We start from the raw sequence: 11,573 nt of genomic DNA, 5'->3' as shown, positions 1-11,573 counted from the left end.
CAAAGGAGGTAAGGGAATGCAGGAAAGAGTTAGCAGACCTGAAGATCATGTTAGTATTCTTTTCACCGATGTGGCAGGAAACAAATCTAGCTATGCCACTAAGCAAGATATTGAGTCCGTGGGAGTTGAGGTGGGGTCGGTAAAGGTCGATGTATATAAAGCGATAATGACACAAACTAAATGGCTAATAACAATGCAATTCTTGACTCTTGGATTGGGGCTTTACCTCGCGAAACTGCTGTTTTAAATTGTATGTGCTGGAACGGTCGCCATAAATGGCGACCCTACAAAGCTGGGTTATATTTTCGCTTTTTTGATCCAGACCAGCGCATCAGCAACCGGCAGCGGGCGGGCGAAATGGTAGCCCTGAAACAGATGACAACCTCTATCACGCAGGTAGGTAAAATACTCCTCACTCTCAATGCCTTCGGCGAGCACATTCAGTCCCATTTCACGCGATAACTCGATGGTTTTCTGCACCACTATGGCGGATGATTCGTTTTTAAAAATCTGCATGATTAACGATTTATCAATCTTAATATCATTAATAGCAAAATCACTGATCGATTTAAGCGATGAATAGCCGACGCCAAAGTCATCAATCGCCCATCTAACACCCAGCTGACTAAAATGGCTGATCACCTCGCCAATGCGTTTTTGATCGTAAACAAAGGTGGTTTCAGTAATTTCAAACTTCAGGCGCTCTGGACGGATTTTATAATGTGACAGCGTCAGCAAGGTATCCTGGGTGAAATCCCGGTGTATCAACTGCAGCGGACTGATGTTAATCGAAAAGACCAAATCACCGAGATACTGACCGCGATCCCATTCGGCGATTTGCTGCAAGGCGCGTTCCATCACCCATTTGCCAATCTCTATTATCAAACCACTTTTCTCGGCCACGGGAATAAACACTTCTGGCGAGATAAAGCCTTTAGAAGGATGCTTCCAGCGTAGCAAGGCTTCAAAGCCGATCAGTTTTTTATGGTTATCCACCTGTGGCTGGTAATAGAGTTCCAGCTGGTTTTTTTCGATAGCTTGTGAAAGTTCGCGTTTGATTAAATCGGTTTCAGAGTAATTGCCACGCAGTGTGAATGCCGTCAACAAGAGTGCGATCATCGGCACAGCGCAGTTAACGATATAAAAGCCGGACTCATGCGGAATATTGAGCTCAAAGGCGCTATGTTGCCATGTTAATCCGGTAGAAATAAAAAAGAGATAAACCGCCAGGCAGATTAACGGGAATATTTTACTTAAGTAAGTGGTTTGCTGGCGTAATACCAATGCTGAACCCACGGTTAACGCCACCAAATAATTGTATTCGGAGTGTTTCTCTACCGCATGACCATTATCCAGCAGGAAAAGCAGCATTATGATCAGTAACAAAGCATGGACGATGATGTAGAGATGTTTGTTCAGCCGGTTACTGAAAGCCGCTACGACATTATAAAACCCTATCGCGGTACTCAGGCAATATAAGGCTGTGACACCAATTTCTCCCCTAATGAAATTAGTCGCTACCATATAAAAACCCGCCAGGATGCTGGAAAATCCAGCAATGAGCAGCGTTAAGCGCAATTTTTTCTCTGGATTATCACCCTGCAAAATGAAGGGCAAATCTCTTAACATGGAATATCTAGAATTAAAATAAGAGATCATCTGAGGTTCTCATTTTTCTTTGTCATATTTTTCAAATAGCGTCGCATAATTATTTTAGATTCATGCCTGGTGAAAGTCATAGTTTTGTTTACTTAAATAATGGATTGTTCCTACCCAGTTCCCGGTATGCACGTTAGAATCATCTACCAACGGAAAGGCTTTTACTGAGCTTAAACCCACTTTCAACGTACTGATTGCAATGAAAATACGATTCCTGTCTGCCAACGAGCTTAAGCTGGCCGAGGTGCGTACCATCCTTGAGCCGGTCGGTGTCGAAGTGCTGCCCATCGCACGCCGTATTGAAGAGATTCAGACTGAAAATGAGGTCGAACTGGTGCGCGACAAGCTCACCAAAGCGTTCTCGATTATTGGTCGTCCGCTGTTTGTCGAGCACACCGGGCTCTATCTGGATGGTCTCAACGGCTTACCTGCTGGGCTGACGCGCATCTTCTGGAGCCGCCTGAATGCCGAGCGCTTCACCAAACTGGTGAACGGGCTGGATAGTCCCTGCGTCACGGCGAAAACCGTGCTCGGCTATTGTGACGGGCAGAAAATGTATCAATTCGAAGGCGAATTGCGCGGCACCATCGCCACCGAGCCTGCCGGTCCACGCGAATTTCAGTGGGACTGCGTGTTTATCCCGGAAGGGCATACGCAAACCTTCGCCGAAATGGGCGAGCTAAAAAATGAGATTTCGATGCGTCGACTGGCGCTGGACCGCTTCGCTACCTTTTTGAAAACATCGCGGGGATTAGCATGAAACCCGAGCTTAAACGCGCCTACGATGCCGGTAAATTGATTCTGTTTGCCGGTGCGGGCATTTCGCGCAATCTGGGCTTACCAGAATGGCATGAGCTGATTGCGCATCTGGCTAAAGAACTGGGCTACGACCCGAAAATCTTCAACACCTACGGCACGCATTTGTCGTTGGCGGAGTATTACAAACAACGTAAAGGCTCGCTGGGACCGCTGCGCAGCTGGATGGATCGCGAATGGCATCGTCCGGATATTGATGTGCGCAGTTCTGAAATCCACACCATGATCACGCAAGGCAACTTCTCACGCATCTATACCACCAATTACGATCGCTGGCTGGAGATGGCGCATGAGGCGCACAACGTGCCTTACAGCAAAGTGGCGAATGCGGCGGATTTGGTATCGTTGACCGAAGATAAGCGCCATATCATTAAGTTGCATGGTGATTTCGACGACGATACTTCCATCGTGCTAGATGAAAGCAGCTACTTTGAACGGCTCTATTTTGATTCGCCGCTGGATATCAAACTCACGCACGACGTGATGGGCAACTCGGTGTTGTTTGTGGGCTACAGCATCAGCGATTTCAATATTCGTCTGTTATTCTACCGCCTGACAAAAATGTGGGGCCGAACCGGATTGGCCACCGCACGTCCCAAATCGTACCTGTTCACCAACCGCAATAATCCGGTGGCGAAAGAGGTGTTGGGGCAATGGGGCATTGAGATGATCGTCTCGGAAGAGGACGATCCGCGCAAAGCGTTGGCGCTGTTTCTGGAAGAATTACTGGCTTGAAGGCAGAAAGTCATTGCCTGGAAAAGTTTGTTCAGAATATACTGTATATAAATACAGTTAACCGAGGTGCATCATGGCAGTCGAAACCAAATATGTTGTAGTCAGAAAGGGTGAAGAAAAAATGACGTTTGCCAATAAAAAAGACGCGGATGCCTGGGATAAAATGCTGGATATGGCAGACGCTTTCACCGATTGGCTGCAGCAGCATCAGCCTGAACTGGGTGAAGCGCAGGCCGAAGCATTGGGCCTGCTGTTGGCTGAACAGAAAGACGCGGTGCAGCATATCCTGCGCACCAGCAAGCTGCCGGAAAGCGTAAAGGAAGAGGTTTCGCAAGCGCCTGAAGCTTCTGCGGAAACCGAGACCGAAGCGGAAACGGCAGCGCCGGAAAAGAAAGTTCGCGCCGTTAAAGCGGCGTAATTGGTTTCGTCGGGTGTGCATTGATGCGCACCTGATTATCTTCCGCACCCTCAATGTTTAATCTGATACCGCGTGCTGCGCCCGCCGCCGGGTAATTTCTCCAGACACCCTTTCGCCAGCAATTCAGTCAGATGTCGCGTCGCGGTAGCTTTACTCACTTTCGCCACTTTCTGGTACTGGCCTGCGCTGATGCCTTCACTGAACCCCTGTTCTCCGCCATCCAGTAAGCGATTCAGCACGCGGGTTTGCTCGGCACTCAATTCAGCTGCATTGTGCATCAACCAGAAGCGCGCTTTATTTTGCGTGCGCGTGACGGTTTCCAGTGCCTTTTCAAGACTTTCATTCAGCACATCACAAAACCACAGCAACCAATCGGTGACGTCCATTGCGCCGCGCTGCGTCTCCTGCAGGATGCGGTAATAATCGGCACGTCGCGCCAGAATCGATGCGGACATGGCATACAAACGGATGCTCTGGCTATCAGCCTGCGCCAGCGCCAAATCTGTGAGGGCGCGAGTGATACGTCCATTACCGTCATCAAACGGGTGCAGCGTAACAAACCACAAGTGGCACAACGCGGCGCGCAACAGCGGATCGAGCAGCGGATCCTCGCGGCTGTGATTAAACCAGGCAATAAATTGCTCTAGCTGCGCTTCCAGTCCGGCGCGTGCTGGCGCTTCGAAATGTACCGTCGGTCGATCGATACGGCCTGAAACCACCTGCATTGGCTCATCGCCGCGCAGCGTGCCGACATTTAACCGCTTAATGGTCCATTCACTTTCGGGAAACAGCCAGCGATGCCACTGACATATACGCGCCAACGTTAATTCCTGATCGCGTTGCGTAATGGCATCCATCATCATGGTGGCCAAACCTTCTGAACGTTCGGAAACCGGGTAAGGCTGATCGAGCGAAACGCCTAAACGGCGGGCAAGCGAAGATCGTACCGACTGCGCGTTGACGCGCTCATCTTCAATCGCTGAAGAAGAGAGGATATTGCTGAGCAGCGTATCCAGCGTTTGTTGTTCGCTATTGTCTTGTACGCTGGCGCGGCCCAGCAAGACGCCGCGTTGCTGCTGCAACTGGCGCAGGCGCGGCAGTATTTTTTCATCCTGCCAGCGAAACCGCGGCCAATCGGGCTGCTGCCAAATCCACATCATAAGCTCACTCCTGAATTGCATGAGCTGAATAGGGTTGATATTCGGCTCATATAGTGAGCTGAATAATAGCCTTTATTCGGCTCATTGACCAGAAGGGAGCGGGCGCTGGCCTAAAGCCGGTCGCCATTAATGGCGACCCTACGGAGTTTAGTGCGTCGCCATCAAGTTCCCCCGCCGCGCGCCGATAGAGTGTTCAAAAGGATGTACGCGCACAGGGAGTGGTTCTGATCACCGAAAAGTGTCAACTCCAGGAGCGCCATAATGGCCAAACACGCATCACCTAAGAAAAAAATGAGCACCCGCACGCAGATGCTGCTGACGGGCGCCTTAACCATCACGCTCGGCTTTGCCGTGACCATCGGCGTGCTTAGCTGGCAATCCAGTAATGAACAAAAGTCGCTGGCTGAAAACTACCTGCAGCAGATAGCGCAAAGCCAGGCGCTGCAAATTCAGCATCAGCTCAGCTATGCGCGCGATGTGGCACACAACCTCGGCCACAGCCTGATTGCGCTGCCAGCGGCGGGAATTCAGGATCGTAAAGTCGCCGATAAGCTGATGGAATCTGCGCTGCGCGATAATCCTGATTATCTGTCGATCTCTGTGATCTTTGAAGAGAACGCCTTCGACGGACGTGACGCGGAGTTTGCCACCCAACCCAACGCGGCACCCAAAGGGCGCTACGCCTTCTTCGTCGATCGCGATCAAGCCGGCAAATTCAACATGCATCCGCTGACCTCTATCTTCACGCCGGGTCAGGGCGATTACTATCTGCTGCCACAAAAAAGCCAGAAAGACATGCTGATCGAACCGTACAGCTACGCTTACAACGGCGTGCCGACGCTGCTAACCTCGGTGGCGGCGCCGATTGTCAGCCAGGGCAAATTGTGGGGCGTGGTGACGTCCGACATTTCGCTGGCGTCACTGCAGGAGAAGGTCAACAAAATCAAACCGTGGGAAGGCAGCGGCTATGCGATGTTGCTCTCCAGCGCGGGCAATGTGGTCTCTTATCCGGATAAAAGCCAGACCAGCAAGCCTTGGAAAGGCGATACCAATAACTTCAGTAGCAGCGTGATGGAGCATCATGATGCGTTGCTGGGTGAAGATGTGTTGGTGACGTGGCAGCCGGTGGTAATTGGTAACAGCGATCAGAAATGGTATCTCGGCGTGGTTGCGCCGGTCAGCCAGGTAATGGCTGCGGCACATCGTCAACTGATCAACGCGGTGATCCTGATGATCATCAGCATTCTGGTGGTGTGTACGCTGCTGGGTATCCTGTTCAGCCGCAAAGTGCTGAAGCCGATTGGTGGCGAACCGCTGGAAGCCGCGACCATCGCGCTGGCCGTCGCCGATGGCAAACTTGATAACGTCATCACGCTGAAAGGACGCGATAACAGCAGCTTGTTCTATGCGCTGCATACCATGCAAAACCAGCTGCGCGATATCGTGGGACAGATTCAGGATGCCAGTTCGTCGGTGCGTCAGGGCGCGGGGGAAATCGCCAGCGGCAACCTCAATCTGGCCTCGCGCACTGAGCAGCAAGCTGCCGCGCTGGAGCAAACGGCCGCCAGCATGGAGCAGATCACCGCCACGGTGAAACACAACGCCACCAACGCGCATCAGGCAACAACGTTGACCGACAATGCTACGCATATCGCCAGCCGCGGTGAAACGCTGGTGGGCGAAGTGGTGCAAACCATGGCGCAGATCGACGATAGCGCGAAGAAGATTGGTGACATCACCGCCATCATCAACAGCATCGCCTTCCAGACCAATATTCTGGCGCTGAACGCCGCAGTAGAAGCGGCACGCGCCGGGGAACAAGGGCGCGGCTTTGCTGTGGTGGCGTCGGAAGTGCGTAATCTGGCCCAGCGCAGCGCCAATGCGGTGAAAGATATCGGCGCGCTGATTGAAGAATCCACGCAGCGCGTCGGCAGCGGAGTGCAGCTGGTGCAGGATGCCGGTAGAACCATGCAGGAGATGACGCAGGCGGTGAATTCAGTGCGCACCATCATCGGTGAAATTGTGATTGCGTCCGATGAGCAGGCGCGCGGCATCAGCCAGGTGACCATCGCGGTGAACGAGATGGACAGCACCACGCAGCAAAACGCCGCGCTGGTGCAGGAGATGTCTGCCGCTGCCAGTTCGCTGGAAGATCAGGCTTCGCAGCTGGCGAACACGGTTGGGCGTTTCCAGCTGAGCTAATCGAGCCTTAGCTAAGAACGCGCTGAGCGTGGCACGCCGTTTTTCTCTGAATAACGGCTGCCTATCCACCAGGTGATCAGCGCCGCCAGGGCGATCGCGCCCAGCACGGCAAATGCACTGCGATAGGAATAGGCTGCGGCAATGTTTCCCGCCAACGCGGGACTCATTGCCGCGCCGATGCCCTGCATGAGCATGATAAAGCCCTGACCGGCATTGGTATGTCCGCTGCCCTCGAGCACCTTCACGATATAACCCGGCACCGCCACGCCCAGCAGACCCGCCGCTACGCCATCCAGAATCTGTACCGGAATCATGAAATAAGCGCCGTCAAAAGCGGAGGCAATCAACGCACGTAACGGCAGCACCAGCAGCGCCGCCGTGATCAGCACGGGATAGCCAAAACGCGGTGCGTGACGTGCAGCATACAGCGCCATGGGAATCATCACACATTGTGAAATAACCACCGTGGCGGCAGCATAAAGTCCGGGGCTGATGGCTGCATTGTGTGCTGCCGCCACCCGCAGGCTCAGCATAGGTAACAGCGCGGCATTGCCAAGATGGAAGAGTAACAGCGTAACACCCGTAATAATGACGGCAGGATTACGGGCAATCTGATAAAGACGTGGGACGTTGCTAACCGATTCGCTGCCAGAAAGCCCGCGCGCGGCAAGGTTATCGATGTCATTATGGCGAATAGCCAGCACGGCTGCACCTGCACACAGCGCCATCGTTGTCATGAGTACAAACACCGCACCCGTGCCCCACAACCACACTGAAGCACCCGCAATAATGGCGGCTGTCATATTACCGCCGTGGTTGAAGGCTTCATTTCTCCCCATTTGATGGCTGAATCCTTGCGGACCGGCCAGGCCAAGGGTAATACCCGTCAACATCGGCGCGATGAGCGCGGCGGAAAGGCCAGTCACAATCTGCGATAAAACCACGATCCATCCCTGATGGAAATACCACAGCAGTAAGGTGGATAGGGTGATCAGGAGTGAACCGATGAGCAGCAACGATCGTTTATGGCGAGTAGCGTCTGTGGCTAAACCCGCCGGCAGGGTGGCAACCAGCCCTGCAAGGCCACCGGCGGTCATCACCCAGCCAATATCTCCTGCATTCCAGTGGCGTTCTGTCAGAAATATGCCGAGAAAAGGCCCGAGACCATCTCGTACGTCAGCCATAAAAAAGTTAACCAGACACAGAGCCTGAAGCGAACGCAGTGGCATAGAAATCCTTAGCAAGTAATCGGAACGGGACGAACGTAATCATGGCAGGAAAACGGCAATTTTCCTGCTGTGATGGGCGTTAATTATGTTGCCGGGTACCAAACCGCTGCCGATACTGGCCGGGCGTGACGCCGGTGAGCTTGCGGAAAATTTTGCGGAAAGCGGAAGGGTCGCTGTAGCCGATCTCCCAGGCGATCTGATCGACCGAACGATTACTCAGCTCCAGCGCGTCGCGCGCTTTCATAATGCGTACCTGCTGCAAATAATCCGTTGGTCGCAGGCCGGTCGCTTTCTGGAAATGGCGCAGAAAAGTACGTGGCGTCATGCTTGCCAGCGCCGACATGCTCTCAATGCTGTGCTGCTCGGCAACATGGGCATGAAGATGATGCTGCGCGCGCAGAATCAGGCTATCACCGTGATCGAAATTGGGGATAAATGCCGAATAGGTGCTTTGCTCGCGTCGCGGCGGGTCGATCAGTAAAAAGCGTGAGGTCGCCAGCATGGTGCCGGTGCCGAGCACTTTTTCGATCAGCGTTAAACCCAAATCCGTCCACGCCAAAATCCCACCGGCGGTAATAATGTCGCCATCGTCAATCACCATATTTTCCACCGCGACGTCTACCGCAGGAAAACGCTCCGACAGCGTCTGTGCAAAGGCCCAGTGCGTGGTGGCGCGACGATGATCGATCAGTCCGGTTTCGGCCAGCACAAAGGCACCGGCGCACACCGAACAGAGTGTTACGCCTGCGTCATAAAGCATACTCATCCAGTTGGCGGGCACCTTCATGGGCACCATTTTCGCTGGCACCACCAGACTTGGCGGCGCAATCACGTGGCTCAGGCGATGTGTTGTATCGGGATGGCTATCCCAGACGCAAACCATGTGATCGCTGTGCGCATCAATCTGCCAATGTGAGACACGAATCGTCCGCTTGCGCTCTTCACCCGATATATTCTCGGCCCATTCCGCAGCAATCCTGAACATATCGGTTAAGCCATATATCGCCGCGAGTTGGCAATCGGGATAGATCACTAAGCCAATCTCCGCGACAACGCTGCTTTCATCAGTTTCTATCATTTGTCAGTTATGGCCCTTAAAGTGTCATATTTGACAATATTAGCCGTTGCCGCTTTCCATGACAATAAGCCCATCGAACGCAGACAATCACATACAGAGGACTTACTCATGAGCAACGGCATCATCACCACTCAAGACGGTACCAAAATCTTTTACAAAGACTGGGGCCCAGAAAACGCCCAACCGGTAGTGTTTCATCACGGCTGGCCGTTAAGCGCCGATGACTGGGATAACCAAATGTTGTTCTTCCTGGCGCAAGGTTATCGCGTTATCGCCCACGACCGTCGCGGCCATGGCCGTTCCGATCAGACCGATAGCGGCAACGATATGAACACTTACGCCGCCGACGTGGCAGAACTGGCTAAAGCGCTGGACCTGCGCAACGCTATCCATATCGGTCACTCAACCGGTGGCGGTGAAGTGGCGCGTTATGTAGCGCACGCTGAGCCAGGCCGCGTGGCGAAGGCGGTGTTGATGGGCGCAGTGCCGCCAATCATGCTGCAAACCGACGCCAATCCGGAAGGTTTACCGAAATCGGTGTTTGACGGTTTCCGCTCGGCGCTGGCAGCCAACCGCGCGCAGTTCTTTATCGATGTGCCAGCGGGTCCGTTCTATGGTTTCAACCGTCCGGGGGCGAAAGTCAGTCAGGGCTTGATCGATAACTGGTGGCGTCAGGGCATGGCGGGCGGCGCGAAGGCGCAATACGACTGTATCACTGCCTTCTCGGAAACTGATTTTACCGAGGATTTAAAAGCGATCACGGTGCCGGTGTTGCTGCTGCACGGGGAAGACGATCAGGTGGTGCCGATTGATGATTCGGCGCATAAGGCGATTAAGCTGCTCAAGCATGGCACGCTGAAAACCTATCCCGGTTTGTCGCACGGCATGTTCGCGACACATCCTGAGCAGATTAACTCCGATTTGTTAGCGTTTGCGAAAGCGTAAATTACCGAGTTCACGAATCGTAGCGGCGCAATTATTTGCGCGATAAATCGCGCCGCTACAGCATGTGCAATGTATGTTTACGCTAAGCCACCGGTGTCATGCCGGTTTGCCGGCTGTTCGCAGCCGGGAAACCCTGCTTAGCACGCAGCGCAATTCCCAACGCGACCAACAGCAATAGCAGAATCGCCCACGGAAAAGATTGGGAGCCGACATGTTCCAGCAACATTCCGCCGGTCAAACCGCCGAGGGCGATAGCGCTGTTCCAGGTGACGACATTCATGGAGAGCGCGACATCGGCATATTCGCCGGCGGCATCTGCCAGAGCCGTTTGCAGCAGCGTCGCGGCACCGCCGAAGGTGAGTCCCCAAACGGCTATGCCCGCATAGATCACGGCGGGTGTTGGCGTACTTAGACCAAAAATCACCGACACCGCAGCAAAGATGGTGAGTGACAGCAGCACCGCTTTGCGCAGATGCGTATCAATGATCTTACCGGTAATGAATATTCCCCCCAATGCCGCAATACCAAAGATCAGCAGCACCACATCCACGCGATCAGCCAGACCGGCTGAAGCAATGAACGGTGCAATGTAGGTGTAGAGAATGTTATGCGCCAGCATCCAGGTCAGCACCACGCCGAGCACGGCACTTACGCCGGGGAGGCGTAATACTGCGCCGAGCGGCATTTTTTGCGTGGCAGATTGGCCGGGATAGTTCGGCACGGCCAGCAAAATCCAGCCGATAAGAATGAGAGAGAGACCCGACATGGCGGCAAATGTCAGACGCCATCCCAGCAACGAACCCATCCATGTGCCTGCCGGAACACCGAGTGAAAGAGCGATTGGCGTGCCCACCATGGCGAGCGCCAATGCGCGTCCCTGCAGCGATGGAACCACCATTCTTCGCGCATAGCCCGCAATCAGACTCCACGCCAAACCGGCTGACGCACCAGCAAAAAATCGCGCTATTAAGATGATGACAACGTCAGAAGAGACGGCGGTAAGAGTGTTAAACAGCAGAAATCCACACACGGTGCTCAGCAGCACAACCCGGCGCGACCAGCTTCGGGTCAGCAATGTGAGCGGAATCGCGGCCAGTAGCGAACCGGCTGCATAGGAGGTAACCCATTGACCGGCCAGCGAGGGGGAAATATTAAGCCCCTGACTAATTTGTGGCAGCAATCCGGCGGGTATGGTTTCAGTCAGGATGCAGATAAAACCTGCCATTGCGAGCGCCAAAAGCGCCAGGATTGGCAGCCGTTGGGCTTCTTCGTGCTTAAACGTTGAATTCATTATTTAGCCTGCTCTTGATTTGCAAAAGCGCCGCGAAGCG

Annotated in this window: 11 protein-coding genes; 6 read left to right on the top strand and 5 right to left on the bottom strand. The window is 53.5% G+C overall.

The genetic code is table 11. From position 1 onward, the window contains the following. Positions 1-16 precede the first annotated feature (16 nt). The gene (locus NQH49_RS21660; protein ID WP_256698790.1) at positions 17-247 is read left to right on the top strand and encodes a hypothetical protein; all 231 of its coding nucleotides are present in this window, start codon (positions 17-19) and stop codon (positions 245-247) included. 50 nt (positions 248-297) lie between these two features. Here the strand turns inward: NQH49_RS21660 and NQH49_RS21655 are convergent, their stop codons facing one another. Further along, positions 298-1,659: a putative bifunctional diguanylate cyclase/phosphodiesterase gene (locus NQH49_RS21655; RefSeq protein WP_256698789.1), complete on the bottom strand. Its 1,362-nt coding sequence runs from the start codon at positions 1,657-1,659 to the stop codon at positions 298-300. Between the two features lie 199 nt (positions 1,660-1,858). On the opposite strand from NQH49_RS21655, the gene NQH49_RS21650 reads away from it, so the two are divergent. From NQH49_RS21650 to NQH49_RS21640, 3 genes are all read left to right on the top strand, one after another. Beyond that, positions 1,859-2,419: a non-canonical purine NTP pyrophosphatase gene (locus NQH49_RS21650; protein WP_008108796.1), complete on the top strand. Its 561-nt coding sequence runs from the start codon at positions 1,859-1,861 to the stop codon at positions 2,417-2,419. Continuing rightward, positions 2,416-3,210 carry an SIR2 family protein gene (locus tag NQH49_RS21645; RefSeq protein WP_008108794.1) on the top strand — a complete coding sequence of 265 codons (795 nt, stop codon included), beginning with the start codon at positions 2,416-2,418 and terminating at the stop codon, positions 3,208-3,210. The genes NQH49_RS21650 and NQH49_RS21645 overlap by 4 nt, the downstream gene beginning before the upstream one ends. A 73-nt stretch (positions 3,211-3,283) precedes the next feature. Further along, the gene (locus tag NQH49_RS21640) at positions 3,284-3,628 is read left to right on the top strand and encodes a YebG family protein (RefSeq protein WP_256698788.1); all 345 of its coding nucleotides are present in this window, start codon (positions 3,284-3,286) and stop codon (positions 3,626-3,628) included. A gap of 50 nt (positions 3,629-3,678) precedes the next feature. On the opposite strand, the gene NQH49_RS21635 is transcribed toward NQH49_RS21640, so the two are convergent. Beyond that, a complete protein-coding gene (locus tag NQH49_RS21635; protein ID WP_407947119.1) occupies positions 3,679-4,785 on the bottom strand; it encodes a Fic family protein in 1,107 nt (368 codons plus the stop codon). Positions 4,786-5,049: 264 nt separating this feature from the next. Here NQH49_RS21635 and NQH49_RS21630 point away from each other — a divergent pair, with 264 nt between their 5' ends. Continuing rightward, positions 5,050-6,990, top strand: coding sequence for a methyl-accepting chemotaxis protein (locus NQH49_RS21630; RefSeq protein WP_256698786.1), 1,941 nt, complete (start codon positions 5,050-5,052; stop codon positions 6,988-6,990). Positions 6,991-7,001: 11 nt separating this feature from the next. Here the strand turns inward: NQH49_RS21630 and NQH49_RS21625 are convergent, their stop codons facing one another. Together NQH49_RS21625 and NQH49_RS21620 are read right to left on the bottom strand one after the other, a co-directional pair. Further along, positions 7,002-8,219: an MFS transporter gene (locus NQH49_RS21625; protein WP_256698785.1), complete on the bottom strand. Its 1,218-nt coding sequence runs from the start codon at positions 8,217-8,219 to the stop codon at positions 7,002-7,004. A 79-nt stretch (positions 8,220-8,298) separates the two neighbouring features. Then, entirely contained in the window at positions 8,299-9,297 is a 999-nt protein-coding gene (locus NQH49_RS21620) for a GlxA family transcriptional regulator (RefSeq protein ID WP_256698784.1), read from the bottom strand. A gap of 108 nt (positions 9,298-9,405) precedes the next feature. On the opposite strand from NQH49_RS21620, the gene NQH49_RS21615 reads away from it, so the two are divergent. Beyond that, positions 9,406-10,242: an alpha/beta fold hydrolase gene (locus NQH49_RS21615; RefSeq protein ID WP_256698783.1), complete on the top strand. Its 837-nt coding sequence runs from the start codon at positions 9,406-9,408 to the stop codon at positions 10,240-10,242. 82 nt (positions 10,243-10,324) lie between these two features. Here the strand turns inward: NQH49_RS21615 and NQH49_RS21610 are convergent, their stop codons facing one another. Beyond that, the gene (locus NQH49_RS21610) at positions 10,325-11,533 is read right to left on the bottom strand and encodes an MFS transporter (RefSeq protein WP_256698782.1); all 1,209 of its coding nucleotides are present in this window, start codon (positions 11,531-11,533) and stop codon (positions 10,325-10,327) included. Positions 11,534-11,573: the final 40 nt, after the last annotated feature.

Source organism: Pantoea trifolii, assembly GCF_024506435.1.
In the GTDB taxonomy this organism is placed as follows: domain Bacteria; phylum Pseudomonadota; class Gammaproteobacteria; order Enterobacterales; family Enterobacteriaceae; genus Pantoea; species Pantoea trifolii.
The sequence above is the reverse complement of the archived record's forward strand: the minus strand, read 5'-3'. Positions and strand labels throughout refer to the sequence as shown.

Excerpts from the sequence above, each read along its gene's own strand:
- NQH49_RS21635 (WP_407947119.1), bottom strand. The coding sequence starts at position 4,785 with ATGTGGATTTGGCAGCAGCCCGATTGGCCGCGGTTTCGCTGGCAGGAT.
- NQH49_RS21610 (WP_256698782.1), bottom strand. The coding sequence starts at position 11,533 with ATGAATTCAACGTTTAAGCACGAAGAAGCCCAACGGCTGCCAATCCTG.
- NQH49_RS21650 (WP_008108796.1), top strand. The coding sequence starts at position 1,859 with ATGAAAATACGATTCCTGTCTGCCAACGAGCTTAAGCTGGCCGAGGTG.
- NQH49_RS21655 (WP_256698789.1), bottom strand. The coding sequence starts at position 1,659 with ATGATCTCTTATTTTAATTCTAGATATTCCATGTTAAGAGATTTGCCC.
- NQH49_RS21625 (WP_256698785.1), bottom strand. The coding sequence starts at position 8,219 with ATGCCACTGCGTTCGCTTCAGGCTCTGTGTCTGGTTAACTTTTTTATG.
- NQH49_RS21645 (WP_008108794.1), top strand. The coding sequence starts at position 2,416 with ATGAAACCCGAGCTTAAACGCGCCTACGATGCCGGTAAATTGATTCTG.
- NQH49_RS21620 (WP_256698784.1), bottom strand. The coding sequence starts at position 9,297 with ATGATAGAAACTGATGAAAGCAGCGTTGTCGCGGAGATTGGCTTAGTG.
- NQH49_RS21615 (WP_256698783.1), top strand. The coding sequence starts at position 9,406 with ATGAGCAACGGCATCATCACCACTCAAGACGGTACCAAAATCTTTTAC.
- NQH49_RS21640 (WP_256698788.1), top strand. The coding sequence starts at position 3,284 with ATGGCAGTCGAAACCAAATATGTTGTAGTCAGAAAGGGTGAAGAAAAA.
- NQH49_RS21630 (WP_256698786.1), top strand. The coding sequence starts at position 5,050 with ATGGCCAAACACGCATCACCTAAGAAAAAAATGAGCACCCGCACGCAG.
- NQH49_RS21660 (WP_256698790.1), top strand. The coding sequence starts at position 17 with ATGCAGGAAAGAGTTAGCAGACCTGAAGATCATGTTAGTATTCTTTTC.